The organism is Shewanella sp. cp20, assembly GCF_000832025.1.
Lineage (GTDB): Bacteria > Pseudomonadota > Gammaproteobacteria > Enterobacterales > Shewanellaceae > Shewanella.
Genome location: NZ_JPII01000049.1, coordinates 1 through 25,728, shown reverse-complemented (window position 1 = coordinate 25,728; position 25,728 = coordinate 1). Strand labels below are relative to the sequence as shown.

Here is a 25,728-nt window from a genome sequence, read left to right as displayed (position 1 = left end):
GCCCCTCTGGGGCGATTTTTCATATCAAAATGGCGCGTTCCTTGGTAGGATCCCGGCTTTGTGTTTTGCTATATGGGTCTTTCCTTTGAATTCGCCACGTCACCCGCTGTCTCATGCCTTCCTCAACCAGTGTTTCCAGGCCGATGCCTCTCGCATCAAGCGCCGTCTTCATCGACTGAAAAAACAAGCCGACGGCGAGCAAAAATCAGCTGTGCTGGCCGAGCTGGAGGAGCAGGCCATCGCCGCCGCGGCCAAGGTCGAGACGCGTAGGCAGAATAGCCCCGAGATTAGCTATCCCGATGCACTGCCGGTATCGCAGAAACGCGATGAAATCGCCGAGGCGATAGCGGGCAATCAGGTGGTGATCGTGGCGGGCGAGACGGGATCGGGTAAAACGACTCAGCTGCCTAAGATCTGTCTCGAACTGGGCCTGGGGACGCGCGGGCTTATCGGCCATACCCAACCAAGACGTCTGGCTGCCCGTAGCGTGGCGACCCGCGTGGCCGAAGAATTAAACAGCCCCTTGGGCGAGGTGGTGGGCTTTAAGGTGCGCTTCGCCGATGCCATCAAGCCAACCTCTTATATCAAGCTGATGACGGACGGTATCTTGCTGGCGGAGCTGAGCTCGGACAAATACCTGGATCAATACGACACCATCATTATCGATGAGGCCCACGAGCGCAGCCTGAATATCGACTTTATCCTGGGTTACCTCAAGAGCGTGCTCAAGCGCCGCCCGGATCTCAAGGTGATCATCACCTCGGCCACCATAGACGTGGAGAGATTCTCCAAGCATTTCAATAATGCGCCCGTGATAGAGGTGTCGGGCCGAACCTATCCGGTGGAGACCCGCTATCGGCCTCTGGTTCGCGAACAGGATGAGGATCTGGATCTCACCGATGGCATCTTCGGTGCGGTAGAGGAGTTGATGGCCGAAGGGCCGGGGGATATTCTGATCTTCCTCAATGGTGAGCGAGAGATCCGTGACCTGGCCGATCAGCTCAACAGGCAGCAGTACCGCGATACCGAGATCTTGCCCCTCTATGCCCGCCTTTCCTATGGTGAGCAGTCCAAGGTGTTCAAGAGCCATCGCGGCCGGCGTATCGTGCTGGCTACCAACGTGGCGGAAACCTCATTAACCGTCCCTGGCATCAAGTATGTGATCGATCCGGGTACGGCGCGCATCAGTCGTTACAGCTATCGCACTAAGGTGCAGCGCCTGCCGATTGAGCCTATCTCTCAGGCCAGTGCCAACCAGCGTCAGGGCCGTTGTGGCCGTGTGGCGCCGGGGATCTGTATTCGCCTCTACGATGAGACCGATTTTAATAGTCGCCCCGAGTTTACCGATCCTGAGATCCTAAGGACCAACCTGGCGTCTGTCATATTACAGATGCTCTCTATCGGACTTGGCGATATCGAAGGCTTCCCCTTTATTCAGCCGCCCGATGCCAGATACATTCGCGACGGCTTCCTGCTGCTCGAAGAGCTGCAGTCGGTGCGCAAACACAAGGGGCAGCTGCAACTCACGTCTCTGGGGCGTCAACTGGCGAGTATCCCGGTGGATCCACGCCTGGCGCGCATGGTGGTGCAGGCCAAGGAGTATGGCTGTCTGCATGAAACCTTGGTGATCACCGCAGGTCTATCGATTCAAGACCCCCGCGAGCGTCCTATGGACAAGAAACAGGCCGCCGATGAGGCTCACCGACGCTTCAGCGATAAGGACTCTGACTTTATCGCCTGGGTAAAGCTGTGGGATCACGTCAAGGAGCAACAAAAGGCGCTGTCTGCCAGCCAGTTCCGCAAGCTGTGTAAGCAGGAGTTTTTGGCCTACTTGCGGGTACGTGAATGGCAGGATCTCTATACCCAGTTACGTCATGCGGTGCACGACCTCAAGTGGAAGCTCAACAGCGAGCCCGCCGACTATGAGCTGCTGCACAAATCTTTGTTGACCGGTCTGCTGAGTCATATCGGCTTCAAGGATAAGGACAACGAATACCTGGGGGCGCGCAACCGTAAGTTCTTCGTCTTCCCCGGCTCGCCGCTGGCGAAGAAGGGGCCTAAGTGGATCATGGCCGCCGAAATGACCGAGACCTCGCGTCTGTTTGCGCGCTGCTGCGCCAAGATCCAGCCGGAATGGGTCGAGCCCCTGGGCGGTCATCTGGTGAAGAAGAGCTATGTGGAGCCCCATTTCGAGGCCAAGCAGGGCAGTGTGTTGGCGCTGGAGAATCAGCAGCTCTACGGCCTGACCATAGTCAATCGTCGCCGGGTGCAATATGGCCCCATCGAGCCTGTCGAGGCCCGGGAGATCTTTATTCGCAGCGCGCTGGCCGAAGGGGAGCTGCGCACCAAGGAAGCCTTCTTCGTCAACAACCGCGCGCTTATCGACGATATCGAGGCGCTGGAGCACAAGTCTCGCCGCCGCGACATCCTGGTAGACGAGCAGGCGCTGGTGGACTTCTATGATGCCCGTATTCCGCAAGGGATCTACAACGCGCCTAAGCTATTGACCTGGTGGAAGCAGGAGAAGAAACGTCAGCCTCATCTGTTGGATTTCGAGCGTGACGCGCTGATGAAGCGCAGCGACGATCATGTCTCGGCGCTGGACTTCCCCGACAGCTGGCATCAGGGCAACTTTAATCTGCCGCTGAGCTATCACTTCGAACCGGCCGACGTGGATGATGGCGTCTCTGTGCATCTGCCGATTGCGCTGCTGAATCAAATCGAGGCCCAGGGTTTCGACTGGCTGGTGCCTGGCCTGCGTGAGGAGAAGATCACCGCGCTGATCAAGTCTCTGCCTAAGACGCTGAGGCGCAACTTTGTGCCAGCGCCCGATTATGCCAGGGCCTGTCTGCAGGCAATGACCAATAGTGAGATGAGCCTGCTTGACGCCATGTGTAAGCAACTGCTGCGCATGAGCGGCGTGCGTATCTCAGCCGATGATTTCGATCTCACTCAGCTCGCGCCCCACCTGCTGATCAACTTCAAGGTAGAAGATGATAAGGGCAAGTTGCTGGCCCAGGGCCGCGACCTTGAGCAGTTGAAGGCGCAGCTGCAGGGCAAGGTGACCCAGGCAATACGCAACGTGGCCGAGAGCGGCATAGAGCAGAACGAGCTGACTCAGTGGAGCTTTGGCGACCTGCCTAAGCAGTATGAGAAGAAGCGTGGTAACTTCCAGGTGAAGGCGTTTCCTGCGTTGGTGGACAACAAGACGAGCGTGGCGATCAAGCTGTTCGATGACGAGCACGAGGCCGGTCGTTGCCACAAGGCGGGTTTACAGCGCCTGTTGCTGCTTAACATGCCATCGCCGGTGAAACATCTGCAAAACACCTTGCCCAACAAGGCAAAACTGGCTATGTATTTCAATCCCTTTGGCCAGGTGCAGTATCTGATCGACGATATCTTATCGGCGGCGGTGCAGCAGCTGCTCGATGAGAAGGGGCTGGATGTACGCAGCGCCGAGCAGTTCGAGCAGGCTAAAGATGTCGTGCGTCAGGATCTTAACCCTACGGCGGCCAAGATAGCCTTGCAGGTGGAGGAGATCCTGACCCTGTATCAGAAGGTGAAGAAGCGCCTCAAGGGCAAGATTAGCCTAGATATCGCCTTTGCCATGAGTGATATTCAGACCCAACTGGATAACCTGGTATTCAAGGGCTTTGTCGAGCAGTGCGGCTGGCAGCGGCTGGCGGATTTAATCCGTTATATCAAGGCGATAGATAATCGTTTAGACAAACTGCCTGTGGATCCAAACCGTGACCGCCTGCACCTGCACAGCATTAACAATGTGCAGCAGACCTTAGCGGCGCAACTGGCCAAGGTGCCTAAGAGTGCTGCCGTGCCCGAGGCACTGCAGGAGGCGCGCTGGATGATAGAGGAGTACCGTGTCTCCTGTTTCGCCCAGGTGTTAGGCACCGCCTATCCGATTTCGGAGAAGCGCATCCTCAATCGCATCGCCGAAGCCTGAGCGTTGTCATAAAGACTAAAGAAGCACCCGTAACGGGTGCTTTTTTTATGCCCGCGAAAACTACGTCTACCCCCATCGATATATTTTTACGATTTAGATCACACTTTGACTTACGAAATCGCCGTTTTATGACTATGTTTTAGATGTTTATGAATAGCTAATTTATTCATTTTGTTGCTTTCTCAATCGAAATTGCTGCGTAGGAGAAGTGATCTGGGTTATATCTGCAACAAAAGGATGATCCAGATCAAACCTGCATAGAATTTACCGATTTAGGGGTATACAGAATGTTAAGAAGTTATTGATACCATGAATAACAGGAAGAAAAGTATGGTTTTTGATGTTTGATTGACACAATCCAACCAGAAATAAACCAACTTTATCTGCTATGAAAACCGGCATGACCCGTTGGAGGATGCATGAGTTCCACATCTAATGAAGAGAAAAGTTTAGAGCTAAAAATATTTGTGTTTCTAACCGTTTTTCTTGCTCCCCTGCTGTCAGTGTTACTCGTTTCTGGTTTGGGCTTTGCTATCTGGTTTAGCCAGATATTCACCGGCCCACCAGGTGCAGGTTAATCCACTGTATTCGAACAATTATTAAGAGTGAAAATGTCAATGAGCAATGAACTTCACGTCACCAGTTTAGTGGTTCAGGTTAAGCCTGAATTTATGTCCAGTGTCAGACAGACAATCATGAAGATGGAAAACGCAGAGTTGTCTGTTAACGATGAGGTCAAGTTGGTGGTTGTGCTGGAAGGCATGACCCAGAAGGGCCTGATGGCTGATATTGAGGCGATCAACAAGATTGAGGGCGTGCTGTCCGCAGCCATGGTGTATCACCAGAGTGAAGTGCTTGAAGAGGTTGAAAAATGAAGATGAATCGACGCGAATTTATGAAGGCAAATGCGGCCATGGCCGCTGCCTCGGTGGCTGGTTTGGCCTTGCCCGCAACGGCAAGCAACCTAATTACCAGTTCAGAGCAGACTAAACTTGAGTGGAACAAGGCACCTTGTCGTTTCTGCGGTACAGGTTGTTCGGTGATCGTTGCCACCCGCGATGGCAAGGTGGTGGCCACCCATGGTGACGCCGAGAGTGAAGTGAACCGTGGTCTTAACTGTATCAAGGGTTACTTCCTGTCTAAGATCATGTACGGCAAAGACAGACTGCAGACCCCTATGCTGCGTATGACCAATGGTAAATACGACAAGCACGGCGAATTTACACCGGTAAGCTGGGATACTGCCTTCGACACCATGGCAGAGAAGTGGAAAGCCACCATCAAGAAGAAGGGCCCAACCGCTATCGGTATGTTCGGCTCAGGCCAGTGGACCGTTTGGGAAGGTTATGCCGCCTCTAAGCTGATGAAGGCGGGTTTTGGCTCTAACAACATCGACCCTAACGCCCGTCACTGTATGGCGTCTGCGGTAGGTGGTTTCATGCGTACCTTCGGTATCGATGAGCCTATGGGTTGTTACGATGACATGGAAAACGCCGATGCCTTCGTGCTTTGGGGTTCTAACATGGCCGAGATGCATCCTATCCTCTGGAGCCGTGTCACCGACCGCCGTTTGAGCGCGCCTCATGTTAAGGTGTCTGTGCTGTCTACCTTCACCCACAGAAGCTTTGACCTTGCCGATCTGGGTATCGTCTTCACGCCGCAGACGGATCTGGCCATCCTAAACTTCATTGCCAACTATATCATTCAGAACGATGCGGTAAATTGGGATTTCGTTAACAAGCACGTCAACTTCCGCAAGGGTGAGACCGACATAGGTTACGGCCTGCGCCCGAGTCATCCGCTGCAGCAGAAAGCCAAGAACGTTAAGACTGCCGGTAAGTCTACCCCAATCGAGTTTGACGCCTTCAAGGCCTTCGTTGCCGATTACGACGTCGCCTCTGTCAGCAAGCTTTCTGGCGTGCCGGAAGACAAGCTGATCGAACTGGCGAAACTCTATGCCGATCCAAATACCAAGGTGACATCATTCTGGACCATGGGCTTCAACCAACATACCCGTGGCGTGTGGTGTAACAACCTGATGTATAACATTCACCTGCTAACAGGTAAGATTTCGACTCCGGGTAACAGCCCATTCTCGCTGACTGGTCAGCCTTCGGCTTGTGGTACCGCCCGTGAAGTGGGTACCTTCTCGCATCGCTTACCGGCAGACCTGGTAGTGAACAACCCAGAGCACAGAAAGATTGCCGAGAAGATCTGGAAGATCCCGGATGGCATCATTCCACCTAAGCCTGGTTATCACGCGGTTGAGCAGAACCGTCGCCTCAAAGATGGTGACATCAATGCTTACTGGGTGCAGGTGAACAACAACATGCAGGCCGGTCCGAACATTAATGAAGAGGGTCTACCTGGCTACCGTAACCCTGAAAACTTCATTGTGGTATCAGATGCTTACCCAACGGTAACCACTCAGGCTGCCGACCTTATTCTGCCAACCGCCATGTGGGTTGAGAAAGAGGGGGCCTATGGTAACGCCGAGCGTCGTACCCAGTTCTGGCACCAGATGGTGAAGGCACCTGGCGAGTCTCGCTCGGATCTGTGGCAGTTGATGGAGTTCTCTAAGCGCTTCACCACAGATGAAGTTTGGCCAAAAGAAGTACTGGCGGCGAACCCTCAGTACAAGGGCAAGACACTGTTCCAGGTGCTTTACCAAAACGGTAACGTGGATAAGTTCCCGCTCGAGCAGGCCGATCCTAAGTACATGAACGATGAAGCCAAGCACTTTGGTTACTATGTACAAAAAGGTCTGTTTGAAGAGTACGCCGCCTTCGGTCGCGGCCATGGTCACGATTTGGCAGACTTCGATACCTACCATGAGGTGCACGGCCTGCGCTGGCCTGTGGTTAACGGTAAAGAGACCAAGTGGCGCTTCCGCGAAGGTAGTGACCCTTATGTGAAACCTGGTACTGGCTTCCAGTTCTACGGTAAGCCTGATGGCAAGGCGGTTATCTACGCACTGCCATACGAGCCTGCCGCCGAGTCGCCAGATGAAGAGTTCAACCTCTGGCTCTCTACCGGTCGTGTACTGGAGCACTGGCACTCAGGTTCTATGACACAGCGTGTACCTGAGCTGTACCGCGCCTTCCCGGATGCCGTCTGCTTCATGCATCCAGATGACGCCAAGAAACGTGGCCTGCGTCGTGGCGACGAGGTGAAGGTAGTTTCTCGCCGCGGTGAGATCAAGACACGTGTCGAGACCCGTGGCCGTAACAAGCCGCCTGTCGGTCTGGTCTTTGTGCCTTGGTTCGATGCCAGCCAGCTGATTAACAAGGTGACGCTAGATGCGACGGATCCTTTGTCTAAACAGACTGACTTTAAGAAGTGCGCAGTTAAAGTAGTTAAGGCATAAGGAGAATCACCATGAAATCATTGAAACTTGTAACCTTGGCGACTCTGGTGACTCTCTCTGTCGGCGCGACCTTTAGCAGCGTGGCTGCCAGCGTGCCCGAAGAGAAGGTTGCCACCCTTAGGCAGGCGCCATTGAATACTAACCCGACACCACCTGTGATGCAGAAGGTGCGTAACACAGACGTTAAGCAGGTGCGTAACTATCCTATGCAGCCGCCCGTTATCCCTCACAAGATCGACGGCTACCAGATAGACCTTAAGGTGAATAAGTGTATGTCTTGCCACGCTCGCAAGCGTGTCGGGGATTCACAGGCACCTATGGTGAGTGTCACTCACTACATGGACAGGGAAAACAACTTCTTAGCGGATCTGTCTCCACGTCGCTATTTCTGTACTCAGTGCCATGTGCCACAGCTGGATGCGAAAACCATGGTCGATAATGAATTTATCGATATCGACCACCTGATTAAAGCTGAAACTGTTAAGCACTAGGAGCGGCCCTATGTTAGATAAGTTGAAAAAGATCTGGCAGGTATTAAGAAAACCCAGCGTGCACTTTAGCTTAGGTTTTCTCACCTTGGGTGGCTTCGTCGCTGGGGTGATCTTCTGGGGGGGATTTAACACCGCCCTGGAAGCCACCAACCAGGAAGCCTTCTGTATCGGCTGTCACGAGATGGAAAATAACGTGTATCAGGAACTTAAGTCGACGATACACTTTACCAACCGTAGTGGTGTGCGTGCGACCTGTCCGGATTGTCACGTCCCCCATAACTGGACAGATAAGATCGCCCGTAAGATGCAGGCCTCTAAAGAAGTTTGGGGCAAGATATTCGGCACCATCAATACTCGTGACAAGTTTGAGGCCAAGCGTCGCGAATTGGCAGAGCATGAATGGGCACGACTGAAGGCCAACGATTCGCTGGAATGTCGTAACTGCCACAATTTCGACTACATGGACTTTACTCGTCAATCGACACGTGCGGCCAATATGCACTCCACGTCATTGGCCAGTGGCGAGAAGACCTGTATCGATTGTCATAAGGGTATTGCTCACCACTTACCTGATATGAAAGGGGTCGAAGGCTTCTAGTTAAGGCTGCTAGTTGGGCATTAGCGCTTAAGACACCATCTCCAAGTAAAAACGCCAGCATTCATCTCGCTGGCGTTTTTTTATTTGTATATGGGGTCATGCTTGCACTGCGTCGATGATCTGCTCTCTGAGCCAACGGTGGCTGGGATCGAGATCGAAATGTTTGTGCCAGAGCAGCACATAGGTGCCGGGCACCATCTCGGTGGGGATCGGCAGGGTGACCAGCTTAAACTGGCCCATCATCTCTTTGGCGTACTTAGCCGGTGAACAGAGGATAAGGTCGCTCTGCTCACACAGCTGCATGGCGCTGTTGAAGTCGGTGAGGTTAACGGCGATGTCCCGCTTGAGGTGCTTTATCTTTAGCACGTCGTCTAATAGCCAGTGGGAGATCCCGCCGAAGGTCACCTGCAGGTGACGATACTTGAGGAAGGTACTCAGGTTCCATTCTTCGTTGAGTAGCGGATGACCTTCGCGCACCATGGCGAGCGAGTGATCCCTGGTCAGCTCGACGAAACGTAGGGCGTCGGGGAGGTTGTTGACGTGCTGCAGTGAGCGCTCGTCCCATTCGCGGCAGGCGATACCAAGGTCGGTGTCACATCTTAGCAGGCGCTCCATGCTCTCGCTGTGCCAGGTGTGGCTGTCTAGGGTGATCTTAGGTGCCTGCTTGAGCAGCTTAGGCATGAAACGCGGGTAGGTCAGCGAGTAGGCGGTCTCGACTAACTCGAGGCGAAATCGCCTGTGGCTCTTGGAGGGATCGAAGTCGCTTGGCCGGGTGAGAGAGGAGACCTGACTCAAGATCTTACGGATCTCAGGCCCCAGTTGTTTGGCCTTGGGCGTCGGGCGCAGGCCATGTGCTGTGCGCTCGAACAACTGGTCGTCGAAGGTTTCTCTGAGCTTGTTGAGCTGCTTGCTGACCGCCGACTGGCTAAGATGCAGGCGCTCTGCGGCGGCGGTGACGCTCTGCTCCTCGAGCAACACCTCGAGTAGGGGAAGCAGGTTAAAGTCGAATGTTTTCAATGGGAATTCCGTTAGGGGATGGCTTTAACTGCTGCCATGATAGCCAGCCGATAGGTTTTTAGGTAGCCCATTCTCAAAGTTTGCCCATTTATCTGTTTATCTACCTATTTACCTATTTACCTATTTACCTAGGGCCATGGAGTTGGGTATGCTCGGCGACTCGCGTTGTGCTAGCCTGGGTTATTCATCCTTGCGGCCCGCGCGATTTAAGTTGGACGCTGACAGGATTGTCGGCCTGGTAATGTTAATGGACGCGCTAGTGATATCAATTCTAGTCGCTAACCGATCATCCTAGCCTGTTGTTAAAGGTTTTTTCTCCGCTATGTTTGATCACCTAGTGACTGCAATGGGTATTAGCCAGTGCGTGGCGTGACTGTGTGTACGCGCCGAGTCAATGGAATTAGTCATGATGAAAAAGATACTGCTTGTAGGTTTGACCTCTATCTCCCTGTGTTCGCCGCTGGCCTTTGCCAGAGACGATGTCGGCAACTATAACATCGCTTCTGTGCTGAATTCAGATATGGCCAAGTCAAAGCTGGGCAGCGATGTCAGCTTCTACTTTGGTGAGCAGGCCTATGGCGAGCCACTACAGAAACTGGGTGAGCTGAAGACCAATAAGAAGACCAATGCGTTTAATAAATCTGACCAGGAAGCCTGTGAATGGGTGTTTCTGTCGGCGATGATCGCACTTAAAAACAGTGCCGTGAAGCAGGGCGGCAACGCAGTGGTGAATATCAAGTCAAACTATAAGAACAACCTGACCTCGAGCGAAGAGACCTTCCAGTGTGGCGCCGGCGCCCTGATGGCCGGGGTTGCGCTCACAGGTGAGGTGGTCAAGCTGCCCGAGAGTGCTAACTAGGCCAATACCGCCAATTTGGGGGCAGACAATAAAAACGCCAGCAAATGCTGGCGTTTTTTGTGCCTATTTTTAAAGGCGAGTACCTTAGTTGTCTAGGCGCTAGTTTTTTATGGCTAGGTTGTTAGTCGCTAGCTGGTTTAGCCGTGAGCACTCAGGCGCGCATCGCCTTCTCGCCGCGACATAAGCCGACGACGCCGGAGCGTGACACCTCGATCACCTTAGTCACCTCGCCGATGGCGGCGATGAAGGCGTCGAGCTTGTCCGAGGTACCAGCCATCTGAATGGTGTAGAGCTCGGAGGTGACATCCACTATCTGACCGCGGAAGATATCGGCGGTGCGTTTCACCTCTTCGCGACCCGCGCCCTTGGCTTTCACCTTGACCAGCGCCAGCTCTCGCTCGATATGGCTCGACTCGGTAATGTTAGATACCTTGAGAATGTCGATGAGCTTATGCAGCTGCTTCTCAATCTGCTCCAGCACCGCCTCGTCGGCCACCAAGGTGATGTTAAGTCTGGACAGGGTGACATCGTCCGTGGGCGCCACGGTCAGACTCTCGATGTTATAACCGCGCTGAGAGAAAAGGCCTACCACACGGGATAGGGCGCCGGGCTGGTTTTCGAGTAATACAGAAATAATTCGACGCATTAGCTTTTCTCCGTCTTGCTTAGCCACATTTCATTCATCCCGCCACCGCGGATCTGCATTGGGTAGACATGCTCTGTCTCATCGACGCTGATGTCGACAAAGACCAGCTTGTCTTTCATGGCAAGGGCCTTCTCTAGTCCGGCTTCCAGCTCGGCTGGGTCGCTGATGGTCATGCCCACGTGGCCGTAGGCCTCGGCGATCTTGGCGAAGTTAGGCACTGAGTCCATGTAGGAGTGGGAGTGACGACCCGAGTAGATCATATCCTGCCACTGCTTCACCATACCGAGGAAACGGTTGTTTAAGTTGATGATTTTGACTGGCGTATCGTATTGCAGGGCGGTGGATAGCTCCTGAATATTCATCTGGATCGAGCCATCGCCCGTGACACAGATAACCGTCTCGTCCGGCTTGGCCATCTTTACCCCCATGGCGGCCGGCAGGCCAAAGCCCATGGTGCCCAGGCCGCCTGAGTTGATCCAGCGTCTTGGCTTGTTGAAGGGGTAGTAGAGGGCGGCAAACATCTGGTGCTGGCCCACGTCAGAGGCCACATAGGCGTCGCCCTGGGTTAGCTTGTGCAGGGTCTCGATCACCTGCTGTGGCTTGATCCGCTCGCTGCTCTTGTCATAGGCCAGGCTGTTGCGGCTGCGCCATTGGTTGATCTCGCTCCACCAATAGTCGATGGCCCCTTCATCGTTTTTCATCGATGGCTCATCGTCCAACAGGGCCAGCATATCATCGAGCACGCTGTCGGCCGAGCCGACGATGGGGATATCCACCCTGACCGTCTTCGAGATGGAAGAGGGGTCGATGTCGATATGCAGTATGGTGGCGTTGGGGCAATATTTTTCAACATTATTAGTGGTGCGATCGTCGAACCTCACGCCTATGCCGAAGATAAGGTCGGCGTTGTGCATCGCCATGTTGGCCTCATAACAGCCATGCATGCCGAGCATGCCGACGCTGTTGGCGTGGGTGCCGGGAAAGGCGCCCAGTCCCATGAGGGTGCTGACCACCGGCAGGCCGAGTCTATCCGATAGCTTAAGTATTTGTTGGTCTGCGCCCGAGATCACCGCGCCGCCGCCCACATAGAGCACGGGTTTCTTGGCCTTTAGCAGGGCCTGCAGGCCGCGGCGGATCTGTCCCTTATGGCCCGAGGTGGTCGGGTTGTAAGAGCGCATGTTGATCGCCTCTGGATACTGGTATTCGTGTAATATTTGCGGGTTGAGACAATCCTTGGGAATGTCTACCACCACAGGGCCGGGACGACCCGTGGAGGCGATATAAAACGCCTTCTTGATGATGGCCGGAATATCCTTGGCGTCTGTCACCAGGAAGCTGTGTTTCACCACGGGGCGGGAGATACCTATCATGTCGCATTCCTGGAAGGCATCATTACCAATTAAGTTGCTGGGTACCTGACCCGAGAGAACAACTAAAGGGATGGAGTCCATGTAGGCGGTGGCGATGCCCGTAATGGCATTGGTCGCGCCTGGGCCCGAGGTGACCAGTACCACGCCCACCTTGCCAGTGGCGCGGGCATAGCCGTCGGCCATGTGTACGGCCGCCTGTTCGTGGCGCACGAGAATATGTTCTATGCCGGATTTTTGGTGCAGGGCATCGTAAATATCGAGCACCGAGCCACCTGGGTAGCCGAAAATGTGTTTAACGCCTTCATCGATTAATGATCGGACGATCATGCTGGCGCCGGAAAGTTTTTCCATTGGTGATCCCTCTTAAGTTACCGCGACGGTATGCAGTATCTTGATACAGCGACGGTAATCGCTCTAAACATAGAGTCTGGAGGGTAATCCAGACTCGCGCTTCACCCTAAAGCGGTCGGCCTGGGGTGACTGTTGCCAATGAACAGAATTTCATCATATTCAATAGATGAATGAATTCAAGCCTTTTATGAGCAATCTTTGCCAAGTTGAGTAAAACTCAACATCGACTCGCTCTGGAAGCAGTATAGAGTGACGGTTTGATGGGCTTTGGACTGCTTGATTGCGTCAAGAGGGGCGAATTAGACTTTAGTCTCAGAGGGCGAGTCTCAGAGGTCTAGGTTCAAAGGTTTAGGCTCTGAGGGGAAGTTTTAGAGTTTTAGTCTATGTGATCGCCGCCCTTGAAGAGGGCGGCGATCACACAGAGTTTTCTGGTTATAACGATTTTTGCTGGGAATGCGCCAGAAACTGGCAAAGACCGACCAATAGCACGGCACCTAGCATCAGCGCCGAGAAGGGCACGGCGGTGCCCGTGTAGAAGAGCGCCAGCAGCGGCCCGGCCAGGGCGCCACAGCCAAATCTCAATGTGCCGATCACCGCGGTTGCCGTGCCGGTTTCCTGTTGAAACTTCATCAGCACTATGGCGTCGGCATTGACCGACATCACCCCAAGGAAACCCATGAAGGGGATAAGCGCCGCGACGGTAAAATGATAGCTGAGGCCGAGCAGGTTAACGCTCAGCAGGCACAGACCTGCGACGGTCGCCAGCAGAGTCGATACCTTGAGCATACGCCGCGAGCCATATTTGACTACTATGCGACTGTTGATCACATTGGCCAGCATCAGGGCACCGACATTGGTGCTGAAGAGGATGGCAAACAGGCTCTTATCCAGCCCAAACACCTCCATATAGACAAATGGCGAGGCGGTGAGGTAGCAGAAAAACGCAAACGAGGTCATCACGCCGCTGGCGATATGCAGCTTGACCCCTGGCTTGGTAAAAACCACCGCATAGGCGCCGAAGAAGGAGCGCTGGCTACGAGCGCCCGAATGAGTATCGCTGGGCATCCGCAGCTTGGTCAGTACTAGAACCAGCAGCAAGCTGGCATAGAAGGCCAAAATGAAGAAGATCAGGTGCCAATCACCCAGCTCGAGGATCAGACTGCCCATGGTGGGCGCAATAAGCGGTGCCAGCATCATGATCAGGCTGACATAAGACATCCCCTTGGCGGTATTCTTGCCATAGACCTCTTTGATGTAGCCGGGGACCACTACCGTGGCGGCGGCGCCGATAAACGCCTGAATGAATCTCAGGCCCAGGAACACCTCGACGCTGGTGACGAAGGCCAGTGCCAGACTGATCAAGCCAAAGCCGGTTAAGCCGAGCAGCACTAAGGGACGGCGGCCGATGCGGTCGGCAATGGGGCCGAAGGTAAGCATACCCATGGCATAGCCGGCCAGATAGAGACTCAAAGATTGCTGCACTGTGGTGACACTGGAATGAAAGCTGCTGGCCAGGGTAGACATGGCCGGCAGGTACATGTCTATCGCTAGCGGCGTGATGGCCACTATGGCCGATAACATGGGGATCAACAGGGCGAGATTAGGGATGCCCTGGGGTTGGATAGGCTCAGATGACGGGATCGACGCTTTGTTCACTCATACCTCTTGTGACCGATTTAAGACAATTTGTGGGGGTGATAACAGGTGATGGGGATGTTATCTGGGAGAAGATCGATTGTACGGGATCTCACGGGACAAAGGCCAATGCTTTATTGTGCTTTGGCCTCTGGCTGAGCTGGCGATTTGTAACAAAACCTTGCTGCAGGCATTGGCGGTGTTGATCGCCTGATTGGCTAAAAGCTCAGCTTATAGCGCGGTTTAGATGTTGGCTTAGATATCGGCTCAGATGTCGGCCTGAAAGGGTAAATCCATCCGACGCTGACTGACCTGCTCGTTAGCGACAGCGCTGACCATGTGATTGCGCTCGACCTTGACCCAGTGATCGCTCTCATCTGTGGGGGGCTCAGAGCAGATGATGATACAGGCATCGTCATTATCATGGGGCACAAAGTCGATACCCTCTTGGCAAAGGCGGATTTCTCCCCGGCCAAAGAAGAGCGAGGCGGGTTTGACCCCTTCGAGGGTAGCGAAGCGGGTCACGACCGTGTGCCTGCCGTCGGTGACCGCAAAGTTGATGAAGGCGTTGGTATCTGCGCCGGCAGCCTTACGCAGGGTCATGATAGTGGCTATGGTCGCCTCCATCGCCTGTTCCAGCTGACTCAGACTGGCCTGCTCGGCAAATCCCAGCTTATCCATGAAGAGCGCGAAGGCATATTCCGAATCTGTGTTGCCCTTGATAAGGCTAAAGGCGCGATCCGAGAGCTGATTGAGCAGTTGACGACGAAACTTATCGAACTGATCCAGGCGGCCGTTGTGCATCCACAGGTAATGCATGCAAGAGAAGGGGTGGCAGTTGGCCTGACTAACCGGCATCCCCTTGGAGGCATCGCGCACGTGGGCAAAGTAGTGTTGCGTCTCCACCTTCTCGGCAATCATCTTGAGGTTGCGATTACTCCAGGCGGGGTCCACATTCACAAACGTCGCCGGGATGGGGTCATTCTGGGTGGGATACCAGCCCAGGCCAAAGCCATCGGCGTTGGTGGGCACCTTACGCTTCTGAGCATATTTGCTCTGCATCACCAGGGAGTTGGAGGCCTGAAAGATCAGGGGAGACATCAAGGCCTTCGGGCCGCTATAGGTTAAAAATCTGCACATGGACTCTTTATCCGAAATCATACCGAGTCAAAATTTAGCGCGAATCATGCAAGTGACAAAGATAAATTTACACCAGAGCCAAATTTTCTATCTGTCTGTCGTTAAACTGTTATCTTGACGTCATACATTCGTCTTATCCCCGCCTTAGCTTGGCGCCATTTATAGCCTGTTTGTCCTCCCTTGGGAGGAGCCTACTTGGGCGTACTCAGGGCAAGATTCGCGAATGAAAAACAACATGAAGAAAACGGCAATAGCATTGGTAGGAAGACAATCGGGACGATAATGGAGCTGACAGCCCGACCGGCAAGCCGCTGCTGATCATAGGCAATGAGGTGAGCACCAGCACCAGCGTGTATCAGCTGTCATTGCAGTGATAGTGCACAGCAATGACAGCAGCTTATCTAAGCAACTTATACAAGAACTTATACAAGAACTTATACAAGAACTGATATAGGAACTCATGTAATCGACTTAGGTTGAAGCTGATTTATAGATGAGTAAAGGCGCCGAAGGGCGCCTTTTTTTGTCGGTTATTGCTGGAGCAGGGAGAAGCTCTCACCACTGTCTAGCCAGGTGGGATATTTTTTCATGACCGCGTTAAAGGCTGTGCTTTGTAGATGAGCGTTTAACCAGGCGCGCACCTTTGGGTAGGGAGCCTGTTGCCACCAGTGATTATCGACATGGGCAAACTGGCGCACGAAGGGGAAGATGGCATAGTCAGCTATGCTAGCAGCGTCTGACACGAGCTGGTCATGTTCGCTCAGCCTGGCTTCTAACAGGGCAATGAATCGCTCACCCTGGGCGCGATAATCTTCTTGGCTCTGCTCTGGGTGGCGATCGGCGTATTTATACTTGTCCAGCCAGGGCTTAAAGCCATTATCGTTTGCATCGATCAGCGCCATGGCGGCTTGTTGCAGGCCTGGCTCATGGGTGAGAAGTAGGGGGTCTTTTCCCTGCTTGGCGAGCGCCCATTGCATGATGGCCAGGCTTTCGTCGACTACCCGGCCATCTTCTAAGATCAATACAGGTACTGTGCCCTTGGGGCTGGCCGCTAACATAGGCTCAGGCTTATGTTTGAGTACTATCTCTCTTAATTCCACCTCTTGCCCGGCCAGATAGAGGCCCAGGCGGGCTCGCATGGCGTAGGGACAGCGACGAAACGAATATAAAATGGGGTAGGCCATGGGGTCTCCTTGATTGCTGGCGCTATTCTTCATGGCTTTGCCCTAAATCGCAAGTCTGTTTGCTATTACACTCTTTGGCTGAAAATACCCTTACTTTTTCTGCCTGTTTGTTTAAGTGTGATTTAGGTAGAATTCGCCTCCATTTTGCGCTCTGGGTCACTTTGGCTAACCCTTTAAGTGTGAGAGCGTCTATTCATGCACTGGGGATTAAGCCTCAGCGAGCAGTTAAGAGGTTGATATGTCTCAGTTTGTAGTGTGTGCGTTATATAAGTTTGTCTCTCTGCCGGATTTTGAAGCCCTGCAGCAGCCTTTGCTTAAGCAGATGGAAGCCTTAGGGATTAAGGGCACCTTGTTGCTGGCCAGCGAAGGGATCAACGGCACGGTCGCCGGTAGCCAGGCGGGTATCGACAGTCTACTGGCCTGGTTAGATGGCCAACCAGGGCTGGATAACATAGTCCATAAACTCTCCTTCGATGATGAGATGCCTTTCTATCGCACGAAAGTGAAGCTGAAGAAAGAGATAGTTACCATGGGGGTCGAAGGCATAGATCCCCGTAAGGTAGTCGGCACCTATGTTAAGCCTAAGGACTGGAACAAGTTGATCTCAGATCCCGAGGTGTTGCTTATCGACACCCGCAACGACTATGAAGTCAACATAGGCACCTTCAAGAATGCGGTCGATCCTAAGACAGCAACCTTCAGAGAGTTTCCCGAATACGTGAAGCAGAATCTGGACCCTAAGCAGCATAAGAAGGTGGCCATGTTCTGTACTGGCGGCATCCGCTGTGAGAAATCAACGGCCTACCTGAAAGAGCAGGGGTTCGATGAGGTCTATCACCTTGAGGGTGGCGTACTCAAGTATCTGGAAGAGGTGCAGCCCGAGGAGAGTCTCTGGGAAGGCGAATGTTTCGTGTTCGACAATCGTGTAGCGGTCAACCATCAGCTGGAGAAGGGCCAGTACGATCAGTGTAATGCCTGCCGTCTGCCGATCACAGAGGAAGATAAGCAGAGCGAGCATTATGTGCAGGGGGTGAGTTGCCCGCATTGCATCGACAAGCTATCCGATAAGCAGCGTAAGCGTTTCGTCGAGCGTGAGCGTCAGGTGCAACTCGCCAAGTCGCGCGGCGAGAGCCATATCGGCAGCGACGTGAAGCAGGTGATCGAGCAGCGCCGTCAGCACAAGGTTGAGCGCAAACAGCGTCAGCAGCCGGAAGGCTAATAGTCAGCGCCGCTGCGCGACGAGCACTGAACCTGAGTTAAGATCGGCACGACAATGCCCGTGAATACAGCGCCCGTGAATATAATGCCCGTAAATATTTGTGCGCGAATATTTGTGATTAATGGCGAACAGCTTCTATACTTAAAGGGCTGCTAGAGATGAGTTGCATCGGGCGACCTGTCTGCTTGATGAGCAGTATTGGTGAAGATGTAGATAGCCTTTCAGTTTTTAGAGAGTCTGAGCCAATGTATTCAGAGTAAGAAGCAAAGGCGAGTGTTGTGTTATGCAATGCTCGCTTTTTTATTGGCCGCTTTTTACTCGCTAGTTAATTTTATTGGCCCATAGCGAGTCGTGCGGTTTATTTTCCGCCATGTCATTTGCGCCCTAAGCTCTAAGTCCTGAGCTCTAAGCCCTAAGCCCTAAGCTCTAAGCTCTGAGCTCTAAGGCTTGAGCTCTGAGCCAGCCCTACTTTGTGAAAGCGAGTCTTTGTCTGCTTGTCTGCTAGAGCTCGGCGAGCTCGTCGGCTATTAGCCTCTTTACCATTCGACAAAATATCGCATCCAATAGACTTGTCTCGCCAATTTGCAACTGGTTATAAGCTGACTGACGACTATTTCACTTTTTTGCTTCGCCGCCTAACTGCTTGCCCGCTTGCTGATCCCACCTCTCTCTTATTAGGCTTCGGCCAATGCCCATCTAAGTTGTTATTTCTAAGCGCCTTAAAGGGGTGAGGGGGCTAAGGCTCCGCCCCCCCAAATGTAATTTATTTTCATCTTGTCATTTACTTAGCCTGCTAAATAAATATAATGCTTAGCTTGCTAAGTAATGTGCCAGATATCACAAGCCTAACGAGGAGGGGCAAGATGACAGAGGAAAATCGAGACAGGGCCGAGTCATCCAACGCGGAGCGTGTGGCCAGGCTGGCGCGTTTATGGCGCATGGTCGCCGATGCAGAGCTTGCGCCCCTAGGTCTGACCCATAGCCGTTGGGTCGTGCTTTGGAAACTCTATCGCATGGGGCAGGAATCCAGCCAGAAGGCGCTGGCCGAGGCGCTTGAGATAGAGCTTGCCTCCCTGATGCGCACCCTGAGCCAGTTGGAGCAGCAGTCCCTTGTCGAGCGTCATAGCTGCGAGCATGACAAGCGGGTGAGACGCGTGTCGCTCACTCAGTCCGGACAGGAAATGCTGGCCTTCATTCGACAGCGCATTATCGACCTGCGCGCCGAGCTCTATGCCGGAATCGGCGCCGAAGAGTTAAAGGTGTTCGAGTCGGTACTCAATCGCATCACAGATAACGCCTTCAATAAGTTACATCCAACAGCCACAGATAAAGAGGAAAAGTAGTCAGCATGACACCGGATCAGCAATTTGCCCGTTTAGTTAAGTTTGCCAGTATTGGCTTCATCCTGTTGTTTGGTTATTTCCTGGTGGCCGATCTTAAGATGCCCCTGACCACCCAGGCGATGGCGACCCGCACCATTACCCAGGTTGCCCCTCAGGTGAGTGGCCGGGTCGTGTCGGTAGAGGTCAGCAACAACCAGAAGGTGAAGCAAGGCGATCTGCTGTTTAGTCTGGATGCCACCCCCTTTCTGCTGGCCCAGGAACAGGCCGAGCTGGCCCTGGAGCAGGCGAGACAAAATAACGCCGAGTTGGATGCGGCCATTGCCGCCGCCAGTGCGGAGGTGAATGCCAAGGAGATTGCCTATGCGCTTAAGCAGCGAGAGGCTAAGCGTATTCAGTCCCTCTATGCTAACCAGAGTGTGTCTCAGCAGATGATCGATCAGGCGCAGACAGAGGTGAAGGCAAGCCGCTCTCAGCTCTTGGCCGCCAAGGCACAGCTTACCAAGGTGCAAACACTCAGAGGCCTGCCAGGTGAAGACAATCTCAAGTTGCGTCAGGCCAAGAACCGTCTGTCTCAGGCGAGACTGGCGCTGAGCTATACCCAGATCCGTGCGCAGCATGACGGTGTGGTGACCAATGTGCAGCTGGCCTCGGGCAACATGGTTAATCAGTCGACACCTGTCATGGCGCTGCTGCTGGACAATGTCGATGTGATTGCCGACTTTCGCGAGAAGAACCTGCGTCATATCACCCCAGGGGCCACCGCACTGGTGGCCTTCGATGGTCGTCCCGGTGAGCTGTTCAGCGCCAGCGTAAGCAGTGTCGATGCCGGTGTGAGTCAGGCCCAGTTCGATGCCAACGGGCGTCTGGCCACGCCAGCCCAGTCAAATCGTTGGGTGCGTGATGCCCAGCGTTTTCGTCTCCACCTCGAGTTAGCGCCCGATGTGCAAATCACCCTGCCGGCAGGGGCTAAGGCCACCGTGCAGCTACAGTCTAACAATGCTGTTTATGAGTTGCTGGCGAAGATCCAGATCAAGTTCATCAGCCTGCTGCACTACATCTACTAGGGGCGCCTTGTGTTAGTTCGTCATCACGCGCTTAGCCGTAACGACCTGCGCCAGTGTTTGCGTATTGCCACCGGTGCCACCCTGGGCTTTCTTAGCTGTAAGGTGCTGGAGTTCAACTACGGGGTCTTCTTTACCGTGCTGCCCATGTTGTTACTTGGCATTCTGCCCAAGATGTCGATGCATGTGGTACGTCAGGTAATGGCCTCCTCTGTCATCGCCATCTTGGAGGTGGCGCTGCTGGCCGAGTATCTGGAGTCTTACCCCTTGTTGATGGCCATGGTGGCCTTCTTACTGTTTCTCTATCGTTTCGCCTGCATGTCACGCGGCAGCCTGTTTCTGTTCGGCGCCACTGGGGTGATCAGCCTGAGTATCATGCTGCATTTTGCCAGTTATCCGGATACGGATGTGGTTGAGCTGGCAAACAATAACTTTATGGGCTGTGCGTTTTCGATTTTGATCGCCTACCTGATGATGTATCTGTTTCCCGACGTCGATGCACGGGCGCCTATGGCTGCCATGCCTAAGGCGCCCCATCGCATGCGTCACGAGGCGCTGATGGGCGCAACCATCGCCACCATCTCCTTTGTGGTGTTTCAGGTGTTTGATCTGCGTGATTCTCTGGCGGCTCAGGCGACGACCCTGTTGCTGCTCTTTCCCATGCACTGGAACGGCGCCCTGGGGTATGCCAGACGCCGCGCCATTGGGACTGTGCTGGGGGTGAGTTGTGGTGTCTTGATGCAGTTGCTGCTCTATACCTGGGCCCATGAGCTGGTGCTCTTGCTGCCGCTGTTCTGGTTGGTGACTCTGTTGTTTAGTCAGGCTCACGTGACCGAGGCGATGGGTTCCGGTGTCGGATTTGGCGCCATGACCACCTTGGGCACCCTCTATGGGCAAAATTTGACACCGAATAACGATCTGATCTATAGCAGCTTCTATCGCGCCTCGAGTATCTTAGGCGCCATCGTCTTGACCCTGATGGCCTGTTATCTGGTGCACCTGCTGCTTAACCGATTCGAGGCGACCCGGTTCGGCCATTAATCCTCGGCCATTAATTCTCGGCCACTTGTCTTCGGCCATTAATCTTCGGCTTTCTTAGCCGATGACTGCTCCTGTTCGCTAGCCCGGCCGAGTACCCCTTTGAGCAGATCCATCGGCAGCGGGAAGAGGATGGTCGAGTTCTTCTCGCCGGCGATCTCCGTGAGGGTCTGCAGGTAACGCAGTAAGATGGCGTTGGGGGATTTTTTCAGGTTCTGCGCCGCTTCCACTAGCTTGGTTGAGGCTTCCATTTCCCCCGAGGCATGGATCACCTTAGCGCGTCTGATCCGCTCGGCTTCGGCTTGTTTGGCGATGGCGCGCACCATGGTCTCGTTGAGATCCACATGTTTTATCTCGACATTAGAGACCTTGATCCCCCAGCCGTCGGTGCGGCTATCTAGGATAGACTGAATGTCGGTGTTGAGCATGTCTCGATTGGCCAGCATCTCATCGAGCTCATGTTGCCCCAGCACAGAGCGCAATGTGGTCTGCGCCAGCTGCGAAGTGGCCTGCAGATAATCTTCCACGTTGATGATCGCCTTCTGGGCATCGATCACCCGAAAGTAGATCACCGCATTGACCTGTACCGAGACGTTGTCGCGACTGATCACATCCTGAGTCGGCACATCCATCACCACGGTGCGCAGATCCACGCGCACCATCTGTTGTATCAGGGGGATCACTATGATGAGGCCAGGGCCCTTGACCCGGTAGAAGCGTCCCAACATGAAGATCACCCCGCGCTCATATTCGCGCAATATCTTGAAGGTGCTGATCAGCAGTGACACCAGCAGGAAGATAAGGGCGACGAAGAAGAGCTGGGTATTGTAGGCTAAGGCTTCCATGGTTACCTCCTAAGGATTGTCTGAATCGGGCTGGGTCGCCTTTGGTGTGACGATCAGGGTGAGCTTGTCGCGCCCAAGCACCCGCACCGTATCTCCGGTCTGGGTCTGGGTGTCGGATCTGGCCTGCCAACATTCGCCGCCCAGGGTAACCAGGCCGTACTTCTCAAAGCCCTTGACGACCCGGGCACTGGCGCCGATGAGCAGATCGTCACCGCTGACGTTAGCGGCCTTGCGGGCCTTCCACAGGCTGGAGAGAACCCAGAGGGAGAAGCCCGAGGCGGTGACGGTCACCGCAGCGATGAGCGGCAGCGAGATGGCGAGATCGCTTGCCTGTGCATCGATAAGAAACAGTGAGCCCAGGGCGAAGGCCGCGATGCCGCCAAGGCCCAGAATACCGAAGCTGGGCACCATGGACTCGGCAATGATAAGCGCTATGCCCAGCAGGATGAGCCCGAGTCCGGCATAGTTAACCGGCAGCAGCTGAAAGGCATAGAGGGCGACTAAGAGGGCGATACCGCCGGTGACGCCAGCAACGCCTATGCCCGGGCTGTAAAACTCCAGCAGCAGGCCATAGATGCCGATTAGCATCAGGATATAGGCGATGTTGGGATCGGTAATGGTCGCTATGACACGGTTGCGCCAGCTCTGCTGGTGGGGCACTAATTTGGCGCCGGCCAGCGACAGGGATTGAGTCTCGCCGTCTATCACCAGGTTAAAGCCGTCGAGTTTCGCCACGAGTTCTTCGGGATCGGCGGCGATCAGCTCTATCACATTCTGGGCGAGCGCCTCATCTGAGGTGAGGGTGGCGGCGTCGATGACGGCTTTCTCGGCAAACTCGACGTTGCGGTTTCTGAGTTTCGCGAGTGAGCGAATATAGGCCACGGCATCGTTGAGCACCTTTTGGGCCATGGCATCTTGGTTGTCTCTGGGGGTTGCCTGTGGCGTGGACTCGCCGGTGTCATCCTCTTGCGCGCCTTGCTTTTGGCTGGCTTTTTCTGATGAGCCGCGCTCCTTAGCACCTGAGCCTGACCCTGAACCTGAATCTGGGCCAGAGTCTTGAGGCGAGGAGGGCATACCCAGCTGCACGGGTGTGGCGGCGCCAAGTGTGGTGGCCGGTGCCATGGCGGCGATATGGCAGGCGTAGAGCATGTAGGTGCCGGCGCTCATCGCCCTGGCACCCGGCGGCGCCACCAGACAGGCGATAGGGATCTCGGATGCAAGGATCGCCTGATTGATACTTCTCAGACTGGTGACCAGCCCCCCCGGGGTGTCTAATACTATCATGATCAGCGGCGGTCTCTGGTCTCTTGGCAGACGGTTGGCCTGGTCAATTTCGTTGCTGAGATACTCGCCTATGGCCGGGCCTATGGCGCCGCTAAATTGCAGCAGGGGGATCGCCTCAGGCGTAATTTCCGTAGCGGGCGCGTCATTTTGCTCTGCGGCAGTTTCTGCCTTAGACGCAGCCGTTCCCAGGCTCAGCAGGATCAGCAAGAGCAGGGGGATAAAACTTAGTAGACGCAAGTTTAAATACTGCATAACGACTCCCAATATCCCTTTAAGTTTAGACGATTTCCCATTGGCGATAATTCTTGGTGATATTTGATTTGGCGGCTTGTCTTTTATGCTGAGTGTGTTATTTTTCTCGGCTTTTTTCATGGGCGGGAGCGCTTAGCATGTTTGTTGGATTCGATTATGGCAGCGCCAACTGCGCCGTCGGCATTATGGAAGGGGACAAGGTACGCCTCTTGCCTCTCGCGGGAGATTCTCACTACTTGGTATCGACCCTGTATGCCTTCGATCGAGAGCTTATCGCCGAGGCCGTCTATCAACAGCTACATAGCGACTTAAAGGCCGAGTATGGCAAGCTGCGCTCGGCCCAGCTAAGCCGTGCCCGTCATGCCCGTCAGGCACTGGATCTGGACAGCGATGAACAGGCGGTATTCGTCGGCGAGCAGGCGGTGCAGCACTATCTGGAGATGCCGGAAGAGGGTTTCTATGTTCGCTCGCCCAAATCTTTCCTCGGCGCGACTGGTTTGCGAGCGGATCAAATAGCCCTGTTCGAAGATATCGTTACCCTGATGATGATGCATATCAAGGCCTTAGCGGATAAACAACTGGGGGCCAAGGGCTACGCCACCCACGCGGTGATCGGCCGCCCGGTGAACTTCCAGGGGATAGGCGGTGAGGAGAGCAATCGCCAGGCCGAAGCCATCCTGGCACTGGCCGCCAGACGCGCCGGTTTCAATGAGGTGAGTTTCCTGTTTGAGCCCCTGGCGGCGGGAATGGATTTCGAGGCCAGCCTGACCCAGGATAAGACGGTACTTGTGGTGGATGTGGGCGGCGGTACCACTGACTGCTCTGTGGTGAAGATGGGGCCGTCCCATATGGCAAAGGCCGATCGCAGCGCGGATTTTCTCGGCCACAGCGGGCAACGCATAGGCGGTAACGACTTGGATATCGCCCTGGCCATGAAGGCCTTTATGCCCTATTTGGGACTGGGCTCTCAGATGGTTAATGGCCTGCCGGTGCCCAGTCAGCCCTTTTGGAACGCGGTGGCGGTCAACGACATCAGTGCCCAGCGCGACTTTGCCAGCCTGACGACCCGCAAGATGCTCGAGGATCTGATTAAAGATGCCGAGCGCTCGGATCTGCTGTCGCGTCTGCTCAAGGTGCAGCGCGACCAGCTCGGCTATCGCTTGGTGCGCAGCGCAGAGGGCGCCAAAATTGCCCTGTCGGACAGTGCGGCCACCCACACGAGCCTGGAGTATGTTGATGCGACGTTGAGCGCTGAGGTAGACCAGCAAGGTTTCGTTGATGCGATCGCCCAGCCTGTGAGCCTGATTCAGTCCTTGATGGCCGAGGCGATGGCGCAGGCCCAAGGCGAATTAACCCAGTCACAAGCGGACATCATCTATGTGACCGGTGGTACGGCTAAGAGCCCGGCGATTTACCAGAAGATTGCGCAGATGTATCCTGATACCGAGATAGTGGTCGGCGACCACTTTGGTAGTGTGACGGCTGGACTGACGCGCTGGGCGCAGAAGGTGTTTGGCTAAGGCGTGAAGCCGTGAAAGTGTTAAGGCGTTAAGGCAAAAAGGAGTGAAGATGAAAGCTTGGATTGGAATGATGGGTGTTGCGGCAATGACCCTGCTTACAGGCTGCGGCGATGACGTGGGCAAGGTGAGTCTAGGGGTCTTTACCACTAAAGATGTGATCATCGAAGCTAGACAAGATCCTAAGATCCCCGGGGTGACCTGTCATATCAGCCGTATCGAGGCAAACCTGGATTTTGCCGACCCGTCGGATATGGGCATCGCCTGTCGCCAGACAGGGCCTATTCTGCCAGCGGATCTCGCCAACATAGACAAGAGTCACGGCGGTGAGGTGGTGTTTAAGGCCTCCCTGAGTATCTTATTTAAGTCGCTTAAGGTGAGACGTATCTATGATGCCGACAATCAGACGCTGATTTATCTCTCCTATTCCACCAAGGAGACAGATGGCAGCCATAAGCACAGCCTGTCGACCGTGCCGCTCTATGGCACCCAGGCCTGGCAGGCACCCGCAGCAAGTCCTGCGGCGCAAGCGCCTAACTAATAACAATCT

At 54.3% G+C, this 25,728-nt stretch carries 21 protein-coding genes; 13 read left to right on the top strand and 8 right to left on the bottom strand.

Annotation, left to right across the window (positions count from 1 at the left end):
- Nucleotides 1–85: 85 nt before the first annotated feature.
- The 6 genes from hrpA (at nucleotide 86) to DB48_RS17295 (ending at nucleotide 8,417) form a co-directional block, all read left to right on the top strand.
- Entirely contained in the window at nucleotides 86–3,961 is a 3,876-nt protein-coding gene (hrpA, locus tag DB48_RS17315) for an ATP-dependent RNA helicase HrpA (protein WP_041511449.1), read from the top strand.
- Nucleotides 3,962–4,380: 419 nt separating this feature from the next.
- Nucleotides 4,381–4,539: a periplasmic nitrate reductase, NapE protein gene (locus tag DB48_RS19975; RefSeq protein ID WP_082035670.1), complete on the top strand. Its 159-nt coding sequence runs from the start codon at nucleotides 4,381–4,383 to the stop codon at nucleotides 4,537–4,539.
- Nucleotides 4,540–4,578: 39 nt separating this feature from the next.
- Nucleotides 4,579–4,836, top strand: a complete 258-nt coding sequence (locus DB48_RS17310; RefSeq protein ID WP_041406610.1) for a chaperone NapD — start codon at nucleotides 4,579–4,581, stop codon at nucleotides 4,834–4,836.
- A 2-nt stretch (nucleotides 4,837–4,838) separates the two neighbouring features.
- On the top strand, nucleotides 4,839–7,328 hold the full coding sequence (gene napA / locus DB48_RS17305; protein WP_041511605.1) for a nitrate reductase catalytic subunit NapA: 2,490 nt from the start codon (nucleotides 4,839–4,841) through the stop codon (nucleotides 7,326–7,328).
- An 11-nt stretch (nucleotides 7,329–7,339) separates the two neighbouring features.
- On the top strand, nucleotides 7,340–7,819 hold the full coding sequence (locus DB48_RS17300) for a nitrate reductase cytochrome c-type subunit (protein WP_041511448.1): 480 nt from the start codon (nucleotides 7,340–7,342) through the stop codon (nucleotides 7,817–7,819).
- A 10-nt stretch (nucleotides 7,820–7,829) separates the two neighbouring features.
- Entirely contained in the window at nucleotides 7,830–8,417 is a 588-nt protein-coding gene (locus tag DB48_RS17295; RefSeq protein ID WP_041511447.1) for a cytochrome c3 family protein, read from the top strand.
- 96 nt (nucleotides 8,418–8,513) lie between these two features.
- Here DB48_RS17295 and DB48_RS17290 read toward each other — a convergent pair whose 3' ends face one another.
- On the bottom strand, nucleotides 8,514–9,434 hold the full coding sequence (locus DB48_RS17290; RefSeq protein WP_041511446.1) for a LysR family transcriptional regulator: 921 nt from the start codon (nucleotides 9,432–9,434) through the stop codon (nucleotides 8,514–8,516).
- A 406-nt stretch (nucleotides 9,435–9,840) separates the two neighbouring features.
- Here DB48_RS17290 and DB48_RS17285 point away from each other — a divergent pair, with 406 nt between their 5' ends.
- Complete coding sequence (locus DB48_RS17285; RefSeq protein ID WP_443018683.1) at nucleotides 9,841–10,293, top strand: excinuclease; 453 nt, start codon at nucleotides 9,841–9,843, stop codon at nucleotides 10,291–10,293.
- 151 nt (nucleotides 10,294–10,444) lie between these two features.
- Here the strand turns inward: DB48_RS17285 and ilvN are convergent, their stop codons facing one another.
- The 5 genes from ilvN to DB48_RS17260 all read right to left on the bottom strand — a co-directional run bounded on the left by ilvN (nucleotide 10,445) and on the right by DB48_RS17260 (nucleotide 16,652).
- The gene (gene ilvN / locus DB48_RS17280; RefSeq protein WP_041511445.1) at nucleotides 10,445–10,939 is read right to left on the bottom strand and encodes an acetolactate synthase small subunit; all 495 of its coding nucleotides are present in this window, start codon (nucleotides 10,937–10,939) and stop codon (nucleotides 10,445–10,447) included.
- Nucleotides 10,939–12,660, bottom strand: a complete 1,722-nt coding sequence (locus DB48_RS17275) for an acetolactate synthase 3 large subunit (RefSeq protein ID WP_041511444.1) — start codon at nucleotides 12,658–12,660, stop codon at nucleotides 10,939–10,941. The genes ilvN and DB48_RS17275 overlap by 1 nt, the downstream gene beginning before the upstream one ends.
- Before the next feature lie 432 nt (nucleotides 12,661–13,092).
- Complete coding sequence (locus tag DB48_RS17270; protein WP_052813851.1) at nucleotides 13,093–14,316, bottom strand: multidrug effflux MFS transporter; 1,224 nt, start codon at nucleotides 14,314–14,316, stop codon at nucleotides 13,093–13,095.
- Nucleotides 14,317–14,562: 246 nt separating this feature from the next.
- Nucleotides 14,563–15,435 carry a class II glutamine amidotransferase gene (locus DB48_RS17265; RefSeq protein ID WP_041511443.1) on the bottom strand — a complete coding sequence of 291 codons (873 nt, stop codon included), beginning with the start codon at nucleotides 15,433–15,435 and terminating at the stop codon, nucleotides 14,563–14,565.
- Nucleotides 15,436–15,965: 530 nt separating this feature from the next.
- Entirely contained in the window at nucleotides 15,966–16,652 is a 687-nt protein-coding gene (locus tag DB48_RS17260) for a glutathione S-transferase (RefSeq protein WP_443018682.1), read from the bottom strand.
- A gap of 205 nt (nucleotides 16,653–16,857) precedes the next feature.
- On the opposite strand from DB48_RS17260, the gene trhO reads away from it, so the two are divergent.
- The 4 genes from trhO (at nucleotide 16,858) to DB48_RS17240 (ending at nucleotide 21,283) form a co-directional block, all read left to right on the top strand.
- A complete protein-coding gene (gene trhO / locus DB48_RS17255; RefSeq protein ID WP_041511441.1) occupies nucleotides 16,858–17,838 on the top strand; it encodes an oxygen-dependent tRNA uridine(34) hydroxylase TrhO in 981 nt (326 codons plus the stop codon).
- Nucleotides 17,839–18,701: 863 nt separating this feature from the next.
- On the top strand, nucleotides 18,702–19,181 hold the full coding sequence (gene slyA / locus DB48_RS17250; RefSeq protein ID WP_041511440.1) for a transcriptional regulator SlyA: 480 nt from the start codon (nucleotides 18,702–18,704) through the stop codon (nucleotides 19,179–19,181).
- 5 nt (nucleotides 19,182–19,186) lie between these two features.
- Entirely contained in the window at nucleotides 19,187–20,245 is a 1,059-nt protein-coding gene (locus tag DB48_RS17245) for an HlyD family secretion protein (RefSeq protein ID WP_041511439.1), read from the top strand.
- Nucleotides 20,246–20,254: 9 nt separating this feature from the next.
- Complete coding sequence (locus DB48_RS17240; protein ID WP_041511438.1) at nucleotides 20,255–21,283, top strand: DUF2955 domain-containing protein; 1,029 nt, start codon at nucleotides 20,255–20,257, stop codon at nucleotides 21,281–21,283.
- A 38-nt stretch (nucleotides 21,284–21,321) separates the two neighbouring features.
- On the opposite strand, the gene DB48_RS17235 is transcribed toward DB48_RS17240, so the two are convergent.
- Together DB48_RS17235 and DB48_RS17230 are read right to left on the bottom strand one after the other, a co-directional pair.
- Entirely contained in the window at nucleotides 21,322–22,125 is an 804-nt protein-coding gene (locus tag DB48_RS17235; RefSeq protein WP_041511437.1) for a slipin family protein, read from the bottom strand.
- 9 nt (nucleotides 22,126–22,134) lie between these two features.
- Nucleotides 22,135–23,661 (bottom strand): NfeD family protein, encoded by a 1,527-nt coding sequence (locus DB48_RS17230; RefSeq protein ID WP_041511436.1) that lies wholly within the window; start codon nucleotides 23,659–23,661, stop codon nucleotides 22,135–22,137.
- 137 nt (nucleotides 23,662–23,798) lie between these two features.
- On the opposite strand from DB48_RS17230, the gene yegD reads away from it, so the two are divergent.
- Together yegD and DB48_RS17220 are read left to right on the top strand one after the other, a co-directional pair.
- The gene (gene yegD / locus DB48_RS17225) at nucleotides 23,799–25,181 is read left to right on the top strand and encodes a molecular chaperone (RefSeq protein ID WP_041511435.1); all 1,383 of its coding nucleotides are present in this window, start codon (nucleotides 23,799–23,801) and stop codon (nucleotides 25,179–25,181) included.
- Nucleotides 25,182–25,230: 49 nt separating this feature from the next.
- Complete coding sequence (locus DB48_RS17220) at nucleotides 25,231–25,719, top strand: CreA family protein (RefSeq protein ID WP_041511434.1); 489 nt, start codon at nucleotides 25,231–25,233, stop codon at nucleotides 25,717–25,719.
- Nucleotides 25,720–25,728 lie beyond the last annotated feature (9 nt).